This window comes from Marinobacter sp. NFXS11 (assembly GCF_040148675.1).
Classification (GTDB): Bacteria; Pseudomonadota; Gammaproteobacteria; order Pseudomonadales; family Oleiphilaceae; genus Marinobacter.
Genome location: NZ_JAGDDV010000001.1, coordinates 1,398,128 through 1,418,938 on the forward strand (window position 1 = coordinate 1,398,128; position 20,811 = coordinate 1,418,938).

A 20,811-nucleotide genomic window follows, 5' to 3' on the forward strand; every position below is an offset into this window, starting at 1 on the left:
ACCTGAGCGGAGTTCAAATTTGACCCTGGCAGCCTACACCCCGCGGTCCTTGCCGGAATCCCTGAGCGGATTGTTCCAGTTGGCACTGGACCTGCGGTGGACCTGGCATCACGGTACCGATGAGCTCTGGCGCGCCCTTGATTCGGACATCTGGGACACCACCCGGAACGCGTGGCTGGTGTTGAACAGCGTGTCCGGGGAGCGGCTGGAAGAGCTGGCCGCAGACCCCGACTTTCAGCAGCGGTACCGTGAGCAGATCCACGCCCATCGGGCTTTTACAGAGGCTGCCACCTGGTATTCGTCCGATTGTCCGGGCGATCTGGGCGAGGGCGTTGCCTATTTCTGCATGGAATATGGTCTCAGCGAATCGCTGCCGCTCTACAGTGGTGGACTGGGCGTCCTGGCCGGCGATTTTCTGAAGGCGTCCAGCGATCTGGGTGCACCGGTAATGGCGGTGGGTCTGCTGTATCAGCAGGGCTACTTTCGCCAGGCCATCAGCACCGATGGCGAACAGCTGGAATTCTACCCTTACAACGATCCCACCATGCTGCCCGTCTCGCCTCTGCGGGATGCTGACGACCAGTGGGTGAGGGTGATGGTGCCTTTCCCGGGACGACACGTGCGCCTTCGGGCCTGGAAGGCCCAGGTGGGCCGGTGCGAGCTGTTGCTGCTCGATAGCAACGACCCCCGAAACGAACCGGGCGACCGCGGTATCACCAGCGAACTCTATACCGGCGACCCGGAAAAGCGCCTGCAACAGGAAATGGTATTGGGCATCGGTGGCTGGCGCCTGCTGGAACAACTGGGGAAATCACCCTCGCTCTGCCATCTGAATGAGGGCCACTGCGCCCTGGCGCTGATAGAGCGGGCTTTCAGTTGGCAGGATGGCCATGAAAGTGACTTCCAGACGGCTCGGACCGCAACCAGGGCGACCAATCTGTTTACCACGCACACTTCAGTTGCGTCCGGCTTTGATCATTTCTCCCGATCGCTATTGCGACTGTATCTGACACCCTGGCTTGAGGGCCGCGACCTGAATGTCGATCAATTGCTGGCATTGGGAAGCCAACCTTCCAACGCAGATAATCCGTCGACTGACCATAAACTCAACATGGCCTTGCTGGCCCTGAATATGAGCGGTCGGTTCAACGGTGTCAGCCGCATTCACCAGAAGGTCACCCAGACCATTTTTCAACCCTTCTTCCCGCGCTGGCCAGCCGAAGACATTCCGGCGGACTATGTGACCAATGGCATCCACACGCCGAGCTGGGATTCTCCGGAATCCGACGCCATCTGGACCCGGGCCTGTGGCAAGGATCGTTGGCTCAGGCCTCTCCAGAAGACCTGCCCGATGACAGACATCGCTGACGAAGCGTTATGGGAAATGAGGCGTCTGCAGCGCGCAAGGCTGATCACCTACCTCCGGCGAAGGCTTGCAAGCCAGCATTGCGAACAGAACCCCGGGAACAACCATGAAGCCGCGTGTGGTCTTTTGCTAGACCATGAAACCCTCACGTTGGGCTTTGCCCGACGGTTTACGGAATACAAGCGACCAGATCTCCTGCTCAAGGATCAGGAGCGCCTGCTCAAGCTGCTTGCCAGCCGCGATCGTCCCATGCAGATCGTGCTTGCGGGCAAGGCCCACCCCTACGATCTCCCGGGCAAAGACATCATCCGGCGCTGGAAGGCCTTCTCCCGGCGACCGGATGTCGAGGGGAAGGTGGTATTTATTGAAGACTACGATCTGGGCGTGGCCAACCAGCTTATCCAGGGCGTGGATGTATGGCTCAACTGCCCGAGACATCCGTGGGAAGCCTGCGGTACCAGTGGCATGAAGGTGCTCGTGAACGGGGGGCTCAACCTGTCACAGTATGATGGCTGGTGGGCGGAGGCATGGAACCAGGATGTGGGCTGGGCTATTCGCCCCGGCGCTACCTTTGACGAGCTGAGTGGATCAAACAATCACGACCACGATCTCTCAGACATGGAGGAGCTCTTTGCTTTACTGGAGAACGAGGTGATTCCGGGGTTCTACGATGTCGACAGCGAAGGTATTCCCCGGAAATGGGTCGGGCGTATGCGTGAGAGCATGGATCAACTGACGGCCGCCTATTCCGCCAACCGGATGGTGCGGGAATACGTCGAGCAGTTTTATCTACCTATGGCAGAGATGGGGAACCGGCGCAGCTTCGAGACTGCACGGGAGCTACTTGATGAGTACGGAGAAATTTCCAGGCACTGGTCCCGGTTGCGCTTCAACAGTTTCAATACAATCGAAGCTTCGGGAAGCCAGACTTTCACCGTGGAAGTCTATCTGGATGGAATTGACGAGCAGCGGATTGCGGCAGAGCTTGTGGCAGAGCACTCCGAGCATGGCCCAAGAACCATTACTGCCATGCAGATGAAGCATCCGCTGGGTGGTTCCCCTCATACCTATCTTTATGAATGCACAGTGCCTTCACGCCCCGAAGGACACTACACTCCAAGGCTGCGAGTGCGGGATGAACGGCTGAACCTTCCCCTGGAAAACCCCGCCATACTCTGGCTAAGGTAGGCCTCAGCTACGCCAGAACGCCGGCGAAAGAACGATCACCACGCTCAGTATCTCCAGACGTCCCATCAGCATACCCACAGACAGTACCCATTTTGCGGCATCGGGCAGCGGCCCGAAGTTACCTGCAGGGCCAATTATGTCCCCGAGGCCGGGGCCGACATTGGTCAGCGAGGTGAGGGCGCCGGACAGTGCCGTCACAAAGTCCAACTGCATGGCGGCCAGGGCAACCGTAATCAACAAGAGACAGAGCAGGAAGATAAACGTGTAGGCAATCATCGACGAGATAATCTCATCGCTCACTGCCCGGCCGTTGTAATTACGGGTAAGAACCGCCCGAGGGTGCAGCAGTCGCATCAACTGCTCTCGCAGAATGATCAGGGAAAGCTGGAATCGGAAGATTTTCATGCCGCCGGCAGTGGAACCGGAGCAGCCGCCCACGAACATCAGGAAAAAGAACAGCACGAACGCCAGGGGGCCCCAGGCCGAATAATCTTCGGAAGCATAGCCGGTGGTGGTTACCACAGAAGTGACGTTGAACAGGGTAGAGGCATAGTTATGGATGGGATCGAAGGGAACCGGTGACACCATCCAGCGGTAGAGGGTCAGAAGCAGCGGTACAAAAAACAGGATCGCGAGAAATAATCGCACCTGCTGATCCCGGAACAGAACGCCGTGTTGGCCATGCAGTTCACGCACAAACAGGAAGAAGGGCAGGCTGCCGATAATCATGAACAGCGTGGCTTCCATGAGGATCAGATCATTGAACTTGCCCATGGACAGATCCGAGGTGGAAAAGCCACCGGTGGCGATGCTGGTAAGACCATGATTGAAGGCATCGAAGAGCGTCATGCCAGAAAACCAGTAGGTAACCACCGCAATGATCGAAAACGCGAGATAGACCACCAGCAGGCCGCGGCTGAGCGTTTTCATTCTTGGCAGAGCCTTATCGGTCCATTCCGAAGACTCGGTGGCGAACAGCCGCATGCCGCCTACCCGCAAAAACGGGAGCACGGCAACGAACATACCGATAATTCCGATACCACCAATCCATTGCAGAATGGACCGCCAGAGCAATACATCCCTGTCCATGTTATCGAGGCCACTGAGCACCGTTGCGCCAGTGGTGGTAATGCCCGAGGCGCCTTCGAAAAAGGCGTCTGCGGCAGAAATGCCGAGGTCACTCAAATAGAAGGGAAGGGATGAAAACAGGGCAATAATGAACCACGAAGATACCGTGAGCACGAACATGTACCGGGGCTTGAGATCCCTCGGTTTGCGGAAGGTGGCAGCCATTCCCAGTATACCGAGGACCCAGACAATGGCGGCCGATTCCGCAAACGCCATGGCATTCGGCGCTTCAGAGCCCGCAAGCAGGATGACAGGTAATGTCATGAAAATGCTCAAAAGCACAAACATGACGCTGACAATGAAAATGACGGGGTAGAGATTTCTCAATGGATGCTCGAGCCAGCTGATACCGGGAGACGGCGTCAGAATACCTTTGGGGTCGGCCTTCCGCAAGGTAACACCGCGCGGATGCTGAAATTACCGGCGAATTAAATCGGTGTAAATAACGCGTAAATGCGGATCTTTCTGATGGCAAAACGCGTGAGTCTGGTGCAAGTTCAGCGATGTACACCGAACAATTCGGTTAAGGAGATAAAAAATGAAACACGTACGTTCAATTGCCGTTATCTTTGCCACCGGTATGGCTGCTGCAGGAACCGCGTCCGCCCAGGATATGTACAAGTCTGGCGTTGGCGGGCTCTACACAGGCCTGAACTACACTTTCATGAACCTTGAGAGCGGTAACGCGGATGCCGACGTAGGCACGCTGTCTGCCAAAGTTGGCGTGATGGCGACGCCGTATCTGGGCATCGAAGCGCGTGGCGGTTTTGGTGTGGATGATGACCGCATCGGCGGAGTCGATTATTCACTGGATAACTTTTTCGGCGGCTACGCCACGTTCAATCTGGCCAACGAATCACCTATTACGCCATACGCCATCCTCGGCTTCACCCGGGTTGAAATCGAAGCTTCTTCGTTTCTGGGCACAGCCACCGAGGATGAAACGGACGTGTCCTACGGCATCGGCATGAATATGGAATTTGCGCCGAACCTGTCCGGCAACCTCGAATACATGCGTTACTATGAAGACAGCGATGCCGAAATCGATGGTCTGGGCGTCGGCATTCAGTTCAACTTCTGAAACCAGGCCACCGGGGAGACTGTTTGAACCATCTGGCTCATGTATTTCTCGCGCCGGACTCACCTGAAGCCCGGGTGGGGAGCATCCTCGGTGACTTTACCCGGGGCGTCGATCTCTCGACGCTGCCGGACCCGGTGAAGCAGGGCGTCCGCCACCATCGGGCGGTCGACAGCTTCACCGACCAGCACCCCGACGTACTTGCCAGCAAACAGGTCTTCTCCCGTCAGCGTCGTCGATTTGCCGGCGTTGCGCTCGATATTCTCTATGACCATTTTCTTCTCAAACACTGGGACCGGTTCAGTGAAATTGAGCAAGAGGCGTTTATTCGCCGTATATACAACGAGTTGCAGCAGAAAGAACATCTAATGCCGGACAAAATGGCCAGAGTTACCCGAATGATGGTGTGGAACGACTGGTTCGGGGCTTATCAGGATCTTGAAAACATCGGGAAGGCACTGGACCGCGTTGCAGGGCGCATACGGTTCAGAAATGATTTCGCCGGTATGATCACGGAAATCCGCGCAAACCAGGAAGAACTGGAGCACAAATTTTTATCATTTTTCCCGGATTTACAGGAATTTGCAGGAGGTATTGAATGAGGTTTATGAAAACGGCGTTGTTGGCCACTACTTTGGCTTTGCCACCGGCTATCGCAGTTTCCGCTGAAAACGATGCCACCGGTGAAGGGCGGGCGCCGGAGACTCTGGGATACGTGGAATGGGTTGTCATGCAGGATACCAGTCTTCGTCTCAAGGCACGGCTTGATACGGGAGCAAAAACTTCATCGCTGCACGCGGTAAACGTTGAACCCTTTGAGAGGGATGGCGATGAGTGGGTCAGTTTTCAGATTCCGCTTGGCGACCACGAGGACCAGCCAACAGAGGGTGAATTGGACCATGAGGACGTGATCCTTGAATTTGAAAGACCGGTTGAGCGAACCGTTCTGATTAAAAGAAAAGGCGCGCCTTCGCAAAAACGTTACGTGGTAATGATGGATTTCTGCATCGCCGGGACCACCCATACCACCCAGTTTTCGCTCACGGACCGCAGCAAATTTTCCTATCCAGCACTGTTGGGACGCCGTTTCATGCGGGACGATAATATCCTGATCGATTCTGCGGACGCGTTTTTGGCAGAACGAGACTGCGAATACATGACCCTGGAAGAATTAGCTGCCAGACACGCAGAAGATGTGGTTGAGGAAACCGACCCGGATACTTGAAAGTAGATGCTGGTAGGTTAATCCTAATACACGAGAGCCGAGCTGCCCGGCGCGCATGGCTTCAACAGGGACCGGATTCACCTGGAACAGGTCAATCCGGTCCCGAAACAGCTTTCGGAAGTTTGCCAAATCAGATGTGGTGATGTCGGCATTAACCTCGCCACTTACTCACGCCATCGAAAAAAATACAGTAAACTTTCTCTTCCTTACGCCCTTCGACGCGAACATTGACGAAAGTAGGGCGTTTCTTCACCTCTGTCTTCAAATTAATCCGTAAAAGATCCAGGCATCTTCGATGATGGGATTGTTTAACATTTTACCAGTAATTCAGATACTTGGGTTCTTGCTCATCCTGCTCAGCTTTCTAATGACACTGCCGGTGAACCTGTCAATGTTCGGCGATACTCCAGACTGGCTGGCTTTCGTGAAATCAGCAAGTATCTGTTTTGGAGTTGGTTTGGTGTGCTTCCTTAGCGCCGGGGGTAAGCGGCGACATGCGTTGAAACAAAGACAGATGTTCATTCTCACGGTCTCGGCGTGGCTGTTCATTCCTCTGTTTTCAAGCCTTCCTTTACTACTCAGTGATCTTAACCTCACTGTGACTGACGCGTTTTTTGAGAGCATTTCGGGTGTCACAACCACCGGTTCCACTGTGTTGACCGGCATTGATCATCTGCCAGGTGATATTTTGCTTTGGCGTTCCATTATGCAGTGGATGGGGGGCATTGGAATTATTGGCATGGCCGTCGCCATTCTGCCATTCCTCAGAATCGGCGGAATGCGATTGTTCGCCACAGAATCCTCCGAATGGACCGAAAAAGCGGTGCCGCGAACAAATCGGCTGGCCAGAGGGCTGGTCTTCAGCTATCTCGCACTAACTTTCGGCTGCATACTGACGTATTGGCTTCTCGGCATGGACTTGTTCAACGCCATAAATCATGCCCTGACCACCGTTTCGACCGGAGGTTATTCGACTTCGGACAGCTCAATGGGCCAGTTTGATCAACTTTCCATTTTATTTGCCTCGAGCATTTTTATGATGTTGGGCGGCATCCCGTTTTTTCTGTTTGTAAGGCTGTTGAATGGCCAGGCGCAGCCTCTTCTTCGCGATCAACAGATTCATTTCTTTCTTAAATTTCTCCTTGTAATCGCTGTTCTTATTGCTTTCTATCAGGTCCTAAATGATGACGTGTTGCCTCTGGACGCTTTCGTTCATGCTTTATTTAACGTGACGTCGGTTGTAACAACCACTGGCTACGCTTCCCAGGATTACACGCTCTGGGGTCCCTTTGCGGTCGTTCTGTTTTTCTTCCTAACATTTGTTGGTGGCTGTTCCGGATCTACAAGTGGAGGCATGAAAATCTTTCGATTCCAGTTGTCCATGCTCTTATTGCGAGAGCAGGTGATAAGACTGCTTCATCCAAATGCAGTCATTGGAAGGCGCTACAATGGGCGAATCATCAGTGACGAAATCGTAGCCTCCAGCGTCGCATTTTCATTCATTTTTTTGGCAACACTGGCGGTAGTCGCTGCGATTCTTGCGGCCCTGGGGCTGGATCTTGTCACTAGCTTAACCGGTGCCGCGACCGCCTTGGCGAACGTAGGGCCGGGCCTTGGTGACATTATTGGCCCCGCTGGAAACTTCCAACCCTTACCGGATGCGGCGAAATGGGTATTAATGCTGGCGATGTTACTCGGGCGATTGGAGTTACTCAGCGTTTTTGTGATGTTTTCTCCGCAGTTCTGGAGAAGCTAGGTTCGAAAACGCTGGTGTCTTATATGATGTCGTGTAGGAAAAACTTTGAGTTGAAAGTCGCCGCTCTCCTAATTCAAAGGGTTACGAAAACTTCCAATTTTACTGACAGAAAAACTGCAACGTAATTTTGAAAGTATTCAGAAAATGCAGGCTAAAGATGGAAGTTCGTAAGTCATAAAGCATACAAGATACTGATAAATATGAAAAACCTGAAAACAGATTAGTAGAAAGTCTGATGGAAGTAAAACGGCAAATCGCTGGGCAGGATTGGTGTGGTGGTGTCGAGTTGATTATGCGGAAATTAAAGCGGTCGCTGAAGCAAGTTGGGGCAAGCCGATGATGGGCAGCATTTTATTTGAGGGGTGAAGTACTCCACGTATCAATGAGGTCATCGTATCCTGGATCATCCTGCAAACCCTCGCCGATCTCATCAAAGTTTACGTAGAATCTCGTCCGGCTATACCCGACATCTGTGATCACAAGAATCTGACTGTTCTTGTTCGCCATTTGGTCGAGGTTGGCAAACAACAGCTGCCTACCTTCAATGGCAAGCTTTTCATCGTAGACGAAAATTAGTGATTGAAATTGTTGAGAAGGACTTGGCAGCGACTGAACCCAATCTTTTGCGGCATTAAACAGGGATCGTCTGGAACGATAGTCCGACAGAGACACCACTTTTTTGTCGCGCCAATGATTTGCCACTATGCATTACTCCTCAGTGAAGATGACGAATGGGAAGGACGGGAGTGGAGCACCTTACTCAAATGTACAATTTGATGATCATCGAGAAGATCGGGATGAATTGATTTCACGACTTTGGATTGAACTCCCAAGATCGCAGCTTCTCTCCTGGTACTCCGAAATCGTGAGAGGAAACTCTTGATCGTCCTGATTTCAAATTGTGCTCCATGACCGGACCAACGCTTAGATGGCAGAAGCCCCATCTGAGAAACCTGATGCAGTGCATCGTCTGAAAGGCAGGTGATGTCTCGTACCTGTTGTCGAGTGAGCACCTCATCATCACTACGATTGTGGAATTCCTCTTCGCATCTTCGAACAAGCGAGGTCCGTTCTAGGTACACGCATTTCAGTGCCCCGTCATTTTTAACCGACGGAGCGATCCAGAACGGTAATTTTGCGTCGAATGCCCAAATCACTGCATCGATCATTGAAAAGCCGAATCGTTTTAGCACCTTCTGCGTTGAGTTCAGACTGAGGCCAGTAGAGGGGGCCTTCGGTTTTTCCGCCTTTTTGAAGAATTGCTCAACCTGTGCATTTAACGCTGCAAGGCTGTATACCCGGTCTCGAAGCACCGTCGAGTTTCCCAAACAGTCAATGATGCCAGTATCGACCAATCGATTGAGATCATGAACCGTGATACCCAACACTTCGCTCGCAGTAGTACTATCAGCCAGATCGTTAATAGTTCGGTTGTCGCGATACCGGCGATATTTGGGAAGGACCATGGCCCAAAGCTTCTCTGGATCAGGCCTCATGAAGTCAGTTCTTGGAAATATCGAACTTTCAATACCGGCTGCATCTTCATTTAACAGGTTGCGAATCCGAGTCTTTCTCAATCGATCGAGCTGCTCCCCGACAGCGGTTTGGCTTGAATTACTATCGACTGAAAAATCCGTCAAGAACTTCTCACTGAATTCCGGCGATGAAGCCAGAGCGTAAGCAGTTAGCATCACATCATGATGAGTTCTCGGATCGAATTTAATGTTTTTTTGGAGCCAAATTGAATGACCTTCTGGATTTATCGCATGCAAGTAGGCTCGGTAGACAGATTCGGGGCAGATGCTGGATTGCAGATTTGCGAGTAGCTCGTATGCGGCTGTCGAATTTGTTTCCTTGGCTTGCCATTCGTGCCCGCATTTTTTGCAGCCTTTAAAGAGAGACCTTTCCCACACGAAAGGACTCTGACAACTTGGACAGCAATTTAGAAGAGGAGAGTAGTGCACGGGACAAGCGAGATGATGTGCAATTTGCCATTCTTTGTTGAAGCGACCATGTTGCGCTACGCAATGCTCACACAGCCGAGGAGAACGAACTCTGACATCCTGGATCAGCCTGGATGAGCCGAGCGTAAACTGCGTTGCCGCAGACGAGGCCCATCCTGGAGAAAGCTCATGCGGCCCGATTCGCAATGCAGCCTCTAAGTGCTCCAGCCAACGCTGTCCAGACGTGGACTCGGCGTCCAAATATTTCGGAAGAGTCCACTCAAAGACATTTTTAGCAAACGTGGTATGGTTCTTATAGCCGTACCACGAAGCCAATCGCAACGTGAATCCTTGAATGTCCTCCTCGCTGCGGGGACGTGGCCTGTAAGGTAGAACGGTTTGAATGGGATCCATCACATCGCCCCCGTAATGCGTCGTAATTCCTGTGGCGTCAGGTCAAAAGGGTCCCTTGCGAATGGTGCGGACCCTTTCATCCGGCGGCTTCCCTGCCTCGCTAATCTGTGTGCCCGAGTGAAGTCTTTTAACGTCACCGCACTCTTACCATCATGAAACTCTACGAGCATTGTCATCAGGTCGGAAATTAGCCCCGGAACCCCCTTTGTAGCCAGAAAGATACGAAGCAACATGTTTCTTTCCAGAAGCGATGGACAACGGAACGGCAGGTTTTCCTCTATCAATTCCATGTAACAAGCGAAATCCTCCATCTCGTCATCCGTGGTGATAGAGAATGCATCAAGACTGTACGCTCCGTGCCATCGACGCTGAATCTGATCATCGGATCGGTCCATGAAGTCACAAACTTCTTCAATGCCCGCGAGCACCCAAGGCACATTGGTGTCATCCATCATTTGTTTGATGAAATGAATGATGTCTTCTGAATCTCGACTTCGCTTCAGAATGTCTTGAAATTCATCAAGTAATACCATTTGAACATCAAGATCTTTGAAGCTTTGTGCTAAGGAATCCGTGAGGTCCGCTTCCGTATCCCGGCCCTTGTAGGGTATCCCCATTGTGCTCAATACCCGCTGTTGCACCATCTTGGTCGTTGGCGCGCGTCCGAAACGTCCTTTGAAGTACACAATTGGCTTGGTGGTCCGGTCGGGGAATTCTTCATCCGGAAACTGCTTTTTGTAGGCCTTCAAGAGTGTGCTTTTACCAACGCCTGGGTCTCCGTAGATAACCGTTCCTCTGGCGTCAAAGCCGGAAGTCTTATGGCACATGCGCAGCGCATCCATTGCCACCTCAAAATCCGGATGGAGAATGATCGTGTTTTGAAGGTGAACAGTTTCAGGCTTCAGTCTTGGTCTATTCATGATGCGCTCCAGGTTTTAAAACGCTTCTTCCCGGACTTCTTCGGTTTCGAAGATGTTTCCGCTTCGGGGGCAGATACAGTGCTCTGTTGGTATACCTCAGTCATTTCAGCGGCTTTCGGGTTCAAATCGATGTTCGCTTCGTTTAGCTGGGCATTGAGTTCCATCGTAGATAGCGTCTTAAGTCCGGAGGGTGCTGGCTGGTTCCGCACTTTTTTGTCAGCTTTTCTTTTCTTTTGCCGGTCTTTAGCCCCTGCGATAACGGGGTTATTGTTATTAATGACATTTACTCTTGGGCCGTAAGACACCTTTTTCTTTCCAGCCATGTATTCCTCTTCGCTGGTGCCTTCGCGTAATGCTGGGAATTTCGATGGAACGACGATGTACTTTTTTTCAAATGGATCGTAAACCTGGATTTTTGAGATATCGTGAGTGCATCGCAGAAGATCGACACGACATTTACCATTAGGTTTTTGTAGCCGTAGGATCAGGTCTTGAAGTTCCCGGGAGTTATATTTGACCTCTTTGATGCCGACACCATCCTTCACTGTGGCGGCGTACGTGAGTTGGTTCGCAGCAAAGTTCATCAAGAAGTCCATGTTGTGGACTAGTTCCGGAGCGCCGTGATCTTGAATCCCCTCAAGCCATGCTTCATGAGGTGTTTTGCCGCCGAGTCCTCGATGCTGAGCCTGGTGGTACACGTCGACAATATACCTCGTCAAGCAGTATTCGAATTCCTGAACCGTCATGCATGCGTCTTTTGGGAGCTTATAGTCGACCAGATATTTTTCTGTCCTTTTCCGAGCGTATCCAGGAAGAAGTTCCATCAACTCGCCACGAAGGGTTCGGAAAAACCGTTCAATAAAGGGTTTGCGCCAAGGGCTGCGTGATGCAGTAGTTTCCCGATGCACTCCAAGGCCCCCGAGGAACATTGTCATGGATTTCGCAATCAGAGCGGTGCCTGGATCGACGACAACGGTGTCAATTTTGCCGCTCATTTCCCACTCATTAACTAGCTGGAAAGGGAAGCTATTCTTTGGCTTGAAACGCATTGCCATTTTCAGGCATTCAATGGCAGTTTCTCCGTCCTCTGAAGGCTTAGGCTTTACTTTATAGGAGTATCCAAGCACACACCGCGTATAGACATCTATTGCGATGAAGAGCACTACCATCCCAATGTAATCGCCTTTTTCATTCAGCAATCCCAAGTTGAGATGAACGGCATCGAGTTCTACGCGTTCCAAAGGTCTACGCGGCATGTAAACACCGTTTACCGTGCGTCCAGCCATCCGAGCCGCAGCGGCCCCCTCCTGCGACTGCAAGACCTCTAGCGGGTGAATAGTTTTTACGCGCTTTCGAAAGGTCTCGTACGTCGGAATGGTTTTGGGATCATAATTTCGGGACAGGCAACGAGCGTAAAATTGAGCGTAGGCACCCGTAATGGACATGTGGTTTCGGCACATGTAGTGCTCGTCGATCATCTCATCCATTAACTCCAGATAGACTTCGGCGACCTTGCTTGTGCGCTTCCGGTGCTCATGCTTGCGCACTAGGCTCAGTGGGTTTCGCCCAGATTCCTCAAAGCGTTGTCGCCAACGACGAATTTGCGATAGCGAAGGCGCTTTCTCTCGCGATGTTTCATCCTTTTCGCTTTTGGCCAACGAATCACCTCGTTGCTTCGCAACGATCTCAATGACCCGCCGTCTTTCCTTTTCGCTGTTCGGAAATTCAACATCAAGAAGAGGCTTGATATAGGCGAACTTTCGCTCGATTTCACGCACTTGTTTTTCTGAAAGAAATGGAAGACCAGTTGAGTCTGAGCCGGGTGGGTCTAAATCCGGCACAAGTCGGCCTTGGTTAACCGCAGTCTGTATAGCGCATTTTGGTACCGACTCCGTTTCCCCACCCTTGAATCGGAGGAGAAAGGCGTTACTGGCTTCTGATGCAATGGTCGCCTTCCGGTTTTCGTAGACGATGTTCGAGCCAAGTCGAAGAAAATTCTGCATCACTGACCCCTCCAGACGATGGAGTCATCATCTACGCGAACTTTTTTGTCGAATCTCAGCAGACCCTGCGCAAGTGCAGCGAACGCTGCGACCTTACTCAGACCTCGACAAAGCAATTGCCTGTGAATTTTCTGCAAGGCAGTCGGTTGACGTACGCCTTGAAACAGATCTAGTTCCTGATCATCGAATCCGTGCTCCAGAAACCGGTACAAGTACTTTAGATTTTGCCTGTAAGTGCAGCGGTGGGGTGCATCGGAGATTCTCAACTTTAAGGGAACACCCGTACCCTCAAAAAGGGCCGAGGCATGGAAGTGATGGTCTTCGATGAATTTTGGCGACTTTGCTTTGTTCTCGCTCTTTACCTCCTCGTACCAGAAACTTCCGTCTTGTGCTTTAACCAGAATGTCAGGTGTATACCTGGTCTTTCTTTTGCCACGATACAGCTGAAAGGAAATAGGCTGGGTCACATATCGTGAGATGGTTGGATCGAACTCCAACTCCAGCAATGCGCCTACCTCTACGTAACTTTCGCAAAACATCAATGAGCGGTTCTTCTTCGAGTAGAAGTTGATTGTTGGTTTGACCTGTGAAAAGCGGTCAAGATTTTTTCGTGCCATGTCTTTTTCTCCAGAATTTGGGAGAAGACTAGCGGCAGAAAACAGGGACGTCCATACTAGAAAATCTAATAACAAACCCTAAAAAATGCATATAAAACAGATATTTAATTTTTCTGATATTAATGAGGTACGATGGTTTTTGGACTACCTAAATGAATTTCAAAAGGAAAACTTCCACCCAATTAATAATAACCAAATTATTGGATATCACGTTTTGATATAACAAAAATTGTTCAGATATCGAATCAGTCATAGAAAATTTTTGTGAGCTGAGAAATGAAACAGGATTTAGCAGCAGACACAGTTATTGATAATTAGTTTTCGATTGATTGTGGGTATGGCGGCGAGCTAACCAACAAGCCGTTGTTGTGGGGAATCCTCGTCCAGGATCTAAAAGGGAGGTGGGTACCGGGCGTTTATTGCTGCACAAGCCTCGGCTCAATGACTGAGGGATCGGTTTTTTTCAGAGGAAGAACCGTCTTTACCGAGGCAAAGGCCCAGGCAGGCAGGTAACTGCCCCAGCGGAAGCTATCTACGCGCTTAGGGCAGGGCACTCGCCAGAGGAATTAGAAGTGATGGCCGACCTTCAAACACAGCTCTCGGATTCGCATTGACCGACGGAATAATCCATGAGCGATGATTGCTTCATTCAGAGGTACTGCCCATGCTATCGTTCTAGCATACACTGGTACTGAAAATCATGACTCGCTAGGATCAGGGGCCAGATTTCATAGACGTCGCGGGGAGAGGGAAGGAAATGGTTGGACCCAGAGTTATCTAATTTCAATGCCTTACGGTTTCGCAAAGATTCCCCAAGCTCACTTTGAACTTGGCAGCACTCTCAATGCGGATGGCCTAGGCGGTCTCAGCTCGGAGCCAACTTACGGTTGGCCTGGCTCGCCCACACTTTTTAGCCAAGAGTCAGTAAGTCCCAGTTTTTCTTTAAGAACTTCCGGATCCTCAACTTGAGCAAGGATTTTCAGACCGATTTCGAACTGCTCTGAACTCATCAAATAACCTACCTTTTCTCCTCTGTAGGTCACCTCTACCGTCGCATCTGAGAAGCAGCGTGTCGGATTGCGACGTAGATCGCTAATTGTCACTGTTTCCGGAACCGACAGGGGCGATTGTGATTGCTGCTTGGTCATTGAACTGGCTTCCTGGTTTCGAGTGGATGTCAATTTGAGCCGAAAGCCTCAGCGAGGCACATCATAAGCAATTCATCTCAAGGGTATAGCACAAAACCGGGGCCTCACATCGGAGTTCTCTTAGCCTTCCTCAATTGCAGTTGTTACGAAGGAACTAGCTGTTCCGTGTTTCGTCAATGACTCGTTCAAGCGACACCTGAATAATTATTTCAAGCCATACCGTGGCCGAGGGTGTGCATTATTGAAAATAATGAGTAGTCAGACTACGTTTAAAAATGACTACTGACCCGTACCCATGGACCTTTTGGTTCCACTCTCCATTCGCAGTGTTGAGTTATATCGTCTCAGGGAGTGAGATTTTATGACTTCCCATCGATTTTTGGCTTTTGTTGAGGACGCTTCTGCTTCAAGTTCTATCGCTGATGAATCCAGTGAGGCAGGGAGAGTCATTGAATTATATCGAAAAAACTTAGGACAAGAGCCGACTCATCTGGTGTGGCTAGATGGTATTGAAAAACCTTATTTTGAATCTTTGACATGGATTGACACCCCATGTGACTCCAATTCCCAATTAGATCGAGAGCAACGCAAAGATCATCTCAATTCCTTGGACCCAAATAAGTTATCCGTATTCTTGTTGGCCCTTCATAAGGACGATAACTCGGCATTTTTCGACGAGTTGGTTGAAACCGCCTGGCTTGAGGTCAGCATTTGTGATTCGCAAGAAACTGACAGTGTTCCGGGCCTCCAGTCGCCTGACTACGAGCTGGAAAGGATCGAGGAGGTTTGGATTGTTTTTGAAAGGCGTGTTGAAGGGAATGAGCTATCAAAATTAAGGAACGTTTTTAGCTTGGACCATCTGGCAGAGGCTGACTTTAATATTCATAAGCCAATTTATTATCAATTTACACCTTACCAGAATCTCAGAATTAATTTTTTTGAGATCAGTGTTGGGAATGAGACAGGCACGAATCATCCTGCCAATCGGCCGAGAGAGGTCTAGGCCCAGGACATTTTGCAGCTTACCCCGGATTGTGCTTTTCCATACAACATGGAGAAAACCAAATCATGCCGAGACACCACACCATCGTCACCTCGCTCGAATGTTTAATGCAATTGGACGGTGAGCTGCATGACCATCTCACTACGAACCTGGCGGATGGTCACATTACAGGTATTAGGCTTGTGGACGTGGGGCAAGGCGACTGCTTCGCAATCGTTGCCACAAGAGACGGCACCTCGTTCCCTCTAATGTATGTTGATTATGGAGGGGTAATGGATCATCCGGACCGAGAGAAAATTGAACGCACGAAACTTCGAATGCCTATAGACCACGAATTTGGTAACAGCGTTATCGTTCTCTCCCATTGGGATAAAGATCATTACTGGTCTGCCAAAAAGAAAAACACCGATGCAAAAAAGTCGATGTGGCTTGTTCCGAACCAATGGATTTCGCCCCAGGCCGCTAAGTTCTCTGCTGAGCTTGAAAATGCGTTCAGGTGGCCGGAGGATTATGAGGAGAAGCTTGTTGGAGTAAATCTTCGGGATCACACGCTTCTTATCAGGAAATGTGGTAGACACGACAAGGAGATTCCCTATGAAGATCGAAATTCAACCGGCCTGGCAGTTACGATTCACAATTATCAAGTAACTGAGTCGTCGCAAGTCGTCCTTCCTGGTGACTGCCCGCTACATCGAATACCTCACTTACCGAGTACTAGAATTTCACTACTTTCTGCACCTCACCATGGCTCTAAAAAAGGGTTGGGGGACTTCACAATTTGCTGCCGGATATACATGGATGCGGACTCATTGATGTTGGTTTCGTACGGAAAGAATCATTACGGACATCCGAACCCTTCTGTGATAGCAGTTTTCCCAGGACAAAACATCCCGAGTAATCAAGCCCGCCATTCTGACCAAGAGCCTCTGTACACAGAGATTGACTTATCCAATTATCTGCCTGCTTGGCCTGAAACAAGACATTGGCCTGACATCGGAAGGTGATTCATGGACGAACTTAAAATTGGTTTAGCGCTTTCAGGCGGCGGTTATAGGGCAACTCTGTTCTGTCTTGGCAGCCTCTGGCGTTTTAATGATGCTGGGTTGCTCCGCCGACTTGACACAATCACCAGTGTTTCCGGTGGGGCAATTACGGCGGGCTATCTTGCTTTGAGGTGGGACGATCTCGATTTTGAAGAAATAGGAAGTAAATCAGTAGCGACGAATTTCCAAGCAGTAATCGCGAAACCACTGATTCGATTCACACAGAACAACATCGACATTCCGTCAGCCATAAAAGGGATGATCTTGCCGACCAGTAGCGTTGGGGACCAACTTTTGAAGCAATATGAGTCGCTTCTATTCGGTGACACCAGGCTCGACAGTATTCTCAACGAGAGAGCACCTCAGTTCGTGTTTTACGCGACAAACTACGACACGGGCGTCAGTGTCCGAATAAGTAAAGAGTGTCTCAGGGACTGGCGTCTCGGGAAGGTCGTAAATCACGGCCTGACCGTCGCTCAAGCCGTCTGCATTTCCAGTAGTTTTCCTCCATTCTTCGCCCCGATCGTTGTAAAAAACGAAGACTGGATATGGGAGAACACTAAATATTCCGATCTTCACGATATGGAGCAACTCAAAAGGGAACTTTACCTATGCGATGGGGGCCTTTACGACAATCTTGGTCTTGAGATGCTTTGGAAAACCGGATCTGATCGAGAGTACGACACGGTGTTTTCTTGCGACGCAGGTGCTCCATTTGCAGCGCCGGTGAAGCAATCAGGCGGACTTTGGGGAAAATTCCTTAAAGGAATTGGTTGGCGCAAAAATTGGGGTTCACAGTTCAGGCGAATGACAGACATCATGATTTATCAGCAGAGGGCTTTGCGCAAACGTTGGTTGATGAAAAATTTGATGTCTGATGACAGTTACAATGGCGCGTACTGGGGAATTGATGTCGATATAGGCAAGTACCCGGTCGATTCGACACTCGTTCGATACACGCCTACTTTTCAAAAGCTTCAGACGTTGGGTACACAGCTCCGCCCCTTCAGTGAAACGGATACTGAGAATCTGATTCATTGGGGCTACGCCCTTGCTGACGCAGCATTGCGTGGATACTACGACAAAGAACTGCCACAGGGGACTCTGCCGGAGTTGTAGAGCTTTTTGGTCATTATTCGTACAGAACTCTTGCTCTCAGAGTTGAACTGTATGTATGTTCATGTCTGGTACAGCATTGAAGAATGAAGATGCAGACTATCAATGTACGCTACATGCGACAAAAGCTCGCCAGTTTGCTGGACGAGGTAGAGGCAGGGAAGGAATTTATCATCATGCGCCATGGAATAGCTGTGGCTCGCCTCACCTCCGTTGTCTCGGAACCGGTAGTATTTCCTGATAGGTCTGAATTGAGATCGTCCCTTCCACCCGGAAAAGAAAGTGCTACGGAGGCCTCCCGCGCCTTGCGCGACGAAGAACGCTACTGATGGTCAATTTTTAACCTCGCCGCAGCGTTTGTAGTGCCGCGATGCATGATTTGTGGTCGGGGACATTCACTATCCCAGCCACCAACTAAATAAAACTAATCATCCTCTTAACACGGTGTTGGCCTCAGACCTATTACCGCGTTTGCACCTGGCGCGCGTCTATCATCCGCCTAGAACCGGGAAAACTTTGTTCTTGCTGTTGCCCCTGCTGACAGACCGAACGGCTCCCGCCGCAGCAGTTTGAGAGAGCCTCATGTAATGCTCTTCTTTAAGTGCATGAATTACAGTACCCTTTGAACGTTAGCCACCAACGAAGTGATGGATTAGGAATTTCCAGCGTGAACCAAAATGCTGAATATTGGCGAAATGAGGTCGTGGCGTTTCTGGCACTTTCGACGATTAAGGGCGTTGGATACTGGACCCTGTATCGCCTCGACTTGAACGAGGGCGGTTTCAAGGACTTCTTAAAAAATTCTCCCATTTCGGTTCTCGAAAGAGAGTTGAAAGTATCCAACTTGTTAGATGATGAAACGCCAGAGGAGTGGCAGCGTCGAGTCTGGGACGCTGGACTTCAACTTGCGAGGGACTTAGGTCAGGAGCGCGTACGTTTATACTTCAGGGACCAGAACGAGTTTCCACCCCAGCTGAGAGCAATTGAAGATGGGCCTCGATGGATTTTTGTGCAGGGCGAGGTCAACAATCTTCATCGTCGCTCAGTTGCTGTGGTCGGGACCCGAAAACCCTCTCAGGATGGGGAGTTTTTGGCTCGATATATCTTGGCCTTGTTGGCGAATACAGAGTTTACTGTTGTCTCTGGACTCGCCTTCGGTATCGACCAGATTGCACACAGAGAATCACTGAGGTTCGGCTTATCAACCGTCGCTGTTTTGGGGACGGGCATATTCCTGGACTACCCCAAAGGGTCACAAGAAGTACGCGATGAAATCCTGAGGAACAGAGGGACAATAATCACAGAATATCTGCCTTCGCAAACGTACTCCGGCGAGAATTTTGTAAGGCGCAACCGGATTCAAGCAGCACTGGCAGACTTGATCGTTCCCGTGGAGTGGAAAATCAAGAGCGGCACTGCTCACACTGTAGAGTACGCCTACAAATACGGTAAGAAAGTGGTCAATGTTTTTTTGCCTGGAACAGCGTTAAATCGCCCTGAGTTGGCATTCTCCGAGCGATTACGCGGAGCCAAATCTTTTGAGGTGCCGAAGCAAAACTCATCGCTTGCAGATATGTTTGACCCATCCCTTCTGGAAACAAACGACTCTTCTCAAGAGCCTCAACAGCAAAGTCTCAATATTTAGAAAATATTTGCATTAAAGGATGACACTCAAAGGAATTTTATGTTGCTCGTAACTTCCCCCAGTGCATTGTTGGTTGACGGAAAGGCTGACAAGGCAATTGCTGAGGTTCTGATAGAAGCAGTTCAAAATGGCTACATTGTAGGAGTAACCTCAAATCGACCGAAACCGGACTGGTTCGACGGGTTGTTTGATGGAACGGGTGTTCAATTCCAGCAATCGATTGGTCGTAGAGATGGGGGAATCGTCAAAAGGACCGCAGAGAAACAGGGGTTGGCACCCCAGGACGCGTTAGTTCTTGCCGCTTCAGAGAACGACATCGCCATGGGGAAAAATGGCAAGGCGGTCTTGGTGGCGGCTGGCTGGTCTACTGCGCCTAGAGTATCTGATTTGGGGATTCAAGTGGATTCTCCATCTGCTCTCCGGGAAGTTCTTCACCTTACTTCGGAATGGGACGGTAGATGGTGGTTTAGTGGAGAAGGCTCGTCATACTCAGTTCACGCTTTGTCCGACCTGTCCACGTATGGTAAAGACTTTGATCAACAGCAATTCCGGGCTCATCTGACTAACACAATAAAGAACGGAGGCCCCCGGCTAAATGCGCTACTTGCAATTACAGCAAGGTCAATGCTCGCCGAGGGCATTGGCACCCTTCCACGCCTGCTTTGGGGCGTATTTCCGTCGTCTAACAGCAGTAACAACGACACCGAAGTGCTGAGTGACTTCACTCATCGCTTGAGGACAACGGTCTCAAATGTCCGAATGGCGAGGCGCGAGGAGCCTCTTTTCATACGCCACAAACCTTCGACAAAGCGCTCATCAGCAGGCGCAGGTGTCAATCGGCTTGACCCGCAAGATCAGATTGAATCGCTTCACATTAACCCAGTCTACTCACCAAACATCTCGGGACGGAATGTGGTTTTGGTTGATGACTGCACAACTTATGGGGTGTCATTCGGTGTCGCCTCAAGCTTGCTACACAAAGCAGGCGCAAATTCAGTGATATGCGTTTCTCTCGGAAAATTTGGGAGGGCATTGAGAGACTTCCAAATTGAGATAACAGGCGATCCCTTTAAACCTCTCAATTGCAATGAGGATGCTGTACTCCAAGGCAAACCGTTTTTGGAGGGCAGTGAGAATAATGCCGCGCAGGCATCGCTGAGAGGACTCCTCGGTTAAATTGGAATGGAGTGGTGATTTCTCACCGACCAATCCCCGTGG

18 protein-coding genes are annotated in these 20,811 nt (G+C 50.4%); 11 read left to right on the forward strand and 7 right to left on the reverse strand.

Features of this window, described 5'->3' with window-relative positions; all coding sequences use genetic code 11:
* Window positions 1-19: 19 nt before the first annotated feature.
* Complete coding sequence (glgP, locus tag J3362_RS06545) at window positions 20-2,554, forward strand: alpha-glucan family phosphorylase (RefSeq protein WP_349518718.1); 2,535 nt, start codon at window positions 20-22, stop codon at window positions 2,552-2,554.
* A gap of 3 nt (window positions 2,555-2,557) precedes the next feature.
* Here the strand turns inward: glgP and J3362_RS06550 are convergent, their stop codons facing one another.
* Window positions 2,558-3,970, reverse strand: a complete 1,413-nt coding sequence (locus tag J3362_RS06550; RefSeq protein ID WP_349519258.1) for a TrkH family potassium uptake protein — start codon at window positions 3,968-3,970, stop codon at window positions 2,558-2,560.
* Window positions 3,971-4,220: 250 nt separating this feature from the next.
* Here J3362_RS06550 and J3362_RS06555 point away from each other — a divergent pair, with 250 nt between their 5' ends.
* The 4 genes from J3362_RS06555 to J3362_RS06570 all read left to right on the forward strand — a co-directional run bounded on the left by J3362_RS06555 (window position 4,221) and on the right by J3362_RS06570 (window position 7,741).
* On the forward strand, window positions 4,221-4,763 hold the full coding sequence (locus J3362_RS06555; RefSeq protein ID WP_349518719.1) for a porin family protein: 543 nt from the start codon (window positions 4,221-4,223) through the stop codon (window positions 4,761-4,763).
* Between the two features lie 23 nt (window positions 4,764-4,786).
* Window positions 4,787-5,362, forward strand: a complete 576-nt coding sequence (locus J3362_RS06560; protein WP_349518720.1) for an acyl carrier protein phosphodiesterase — start codon at window positions 4,787-4,789, stop codon at window positions 5,360-5,362.
* Window positions 5,359-5,985, forward strand: coding sequence for an ATP-dependent zinc protease family protein (locus J3362_RS06565; RefSeq protein ID WP_502882410.1), 627 nt, complete (start codon window positions 5,359-5,361; stop codon window positions 5,983-5,985). Before J3362_RS06560 ends, J3362_RS06565 begins: the two co-directional genes overlap by 4 nt.
* A 295-nt stretch (window positions 5,986-6,280) precedes the next feature.
* Window positions 6,281-7,741, forward strand: a complete 1,461-nt coding sequence (locus J3362_RS06570; RefSeq protein ID WP_349518721.1) for a TrkH family potassium uptake protein — start codon at window positions 6,281-6,283, stop codon at window positions 7,739-7,741.
* 351 nt (window positions 7,742-8,092) lie between these two features.
* Here the strand turns inward: J3362_RS06570 and J3362_RS06575 are convergent, their stop codons facing one another.
* From J3362_RS06575 to J3362_RS06600, 6 genes are all read right to left on the reverse strand, one after another.
* Window positions 8,093-8,443, reverse strand: coding sequence for a hypothetical protein (locus J3362_RS06575; protein WP_349518723.1), 351 nt, complete (start codon window positions 8,441-8,443; stop codon window positions 8,093-8,095).
* The gene (locus J3362_RS06580) at window positions 8,443-10,098 is read right to left on the reverse strand and encodes a TniQ family protein (protein WP_349518724.1); all 1,656 of its coding nucleotides are present in this window, start codon (window positions 10,096-10,098) and stop codon (window positions 8,443-8,445) included. The genes J3362_RS06575 and J3362_RS06580 overlap by 1 nt, the downstream gene beginning before the upstream one ends.
* On the reverse strand, window positions 10,098-11,018 hold the full coding sequence (locus J3362_RS06585; RefSeq protein ID WP_349518725.1) for a TniB family NTP-binding protein: 921 nt from the start codon (window positions 11,016-11,018) through the stop codon (window positions 10,098-10,100). Before J3362_RS06585 ends, J3362_RS06580 begins: the two co-directional genes overlap by 1 nt.
* Window positions 11,015-13,021, reverse strand: coding sequence for a TnsB C-terminal domain-containing protein (locus tag J3362_RS06590; protein WP_349518727.1), 2,007 nt, complete (start codon window positions 13,019-13,021; stop codon window positions 11,015-11,017). The genes J3362_RS06585 and J3362_RS06590 overlap by 4 nt, the downstream gene beginning before the upstream one ends.
* A complete protein-coding gene (locus tag J3362_RS06595) occupies window positions 13,021-13,638 on the reverse strand; it encodes a TnsA endonuclease N-terminal domain-containing protein (RefSeq protein WP_349518729.1) in 618 nt (205 codons plus the stop codon). Before J3362_RS06595 ends, J3362_RS06590 begins: the two co-directional genes overlap by 1 nt.
* 881 nt (window positions 13,639-14,519) lie before the next feature.
* Complete coding sequence (locus tag J3362_RS06600; protein ID WP_349518730.1) at window positions 14,520-14,786, reverse strand: type II toxin-antitoxin system Phd/YefM family antitoxin; 267 nt, start codon at window positions 14,784-14,786, stop codon at window positions 14,520-14,522.
* A gap of 361 nt (window positions 14,787-15,147) precedes the next feature.
* On the opposite strand from J3362_RS06600, the gene J3362_RS06605 reads away from it, so the two are divergent.
* The 6 genes from J3362_RS06605 to J3362_RS06630 all read left to right on the forward strand — a co-directional run bounded on the left by J3362_RS06605 (window position 15,148) and on the right by J3362_RS06630 (window position 20,769).
* Window positions 15,148-15,789: a hypothetical protein gene (locus tag J3362_RS06605; RefSeq protein WP_349518732.1), complete on the forward strand. Its 642-nt coding sequence runs from the start codon at window positions 15,148-15,150 to the stop codon at window positions 15,787-15,789.
* Window positions 15,790-15,854: 65 nt separating this feature from the next.
* A complete protein-coding gene (locus J3362_RS06610) occupies window positions 15,855-16,793 on the forward strand; it encodes a ComEC/Rec2 family competence protein (RefSeq protein ID WP_349518733.1) in 939 nt (312 codons plus the stop codon).
* Window positions 16,794-16,796: 3 nt separating this feature from the next.
* Window positions 16,797-17,951 carry a patatin-like phospholipase family protein gene (locus J3362_RS06615; RefSeq protein WP_349518734.1) on the forward strand — a complete coding sequence of 385 codons (1,155 nt, stop codon included), beginning with the start codon at window positions 16,797-16,799 and terminating at the stop codon, window positions 17,949-17,951.
* An 89-nt stretch (window positions 17,952-18,040) separates the two neighbouring features.
* Entirely contained in the window at window positions 18,041-18,277 is a 237-nt protein-coding gene (locus J3362_RS06620; protein WP_349518735.1) for a type II toxin-antitoxin system Phd/YefM family antitoxin, read from the forward strand.
* A gap of 338 nt (window positions 18,278-18,615) precedes the next feature.
* Window positions 18,616-19,593, forward strand: a complete 978-nt coding sequence (locus tag J3362_RS06625) for a DNA-processing protein DprA (protein WP_349518737.1) — start codon at window positions 18,616-18,618, stop codon at window positions 19,591-19,593.
* Between the two features lie 39 nt (window positions 19,594-19,632).
* Window positions 19,633-20,769 carry a hypothetical protein gene (locus J3362_RS06630; protein ID WP_349518738.1) on the forward strand — a complete coding sequence of 379 codons (1,137 nt, stop codon included), beginning with the start codon at window positions 19,633-19,635 and terminating at the stop codon, window positions 20,767-20,769.
* The last annotated feature ends 42 nt before the right edge of the window (window positions 20,770-20,811 follow it).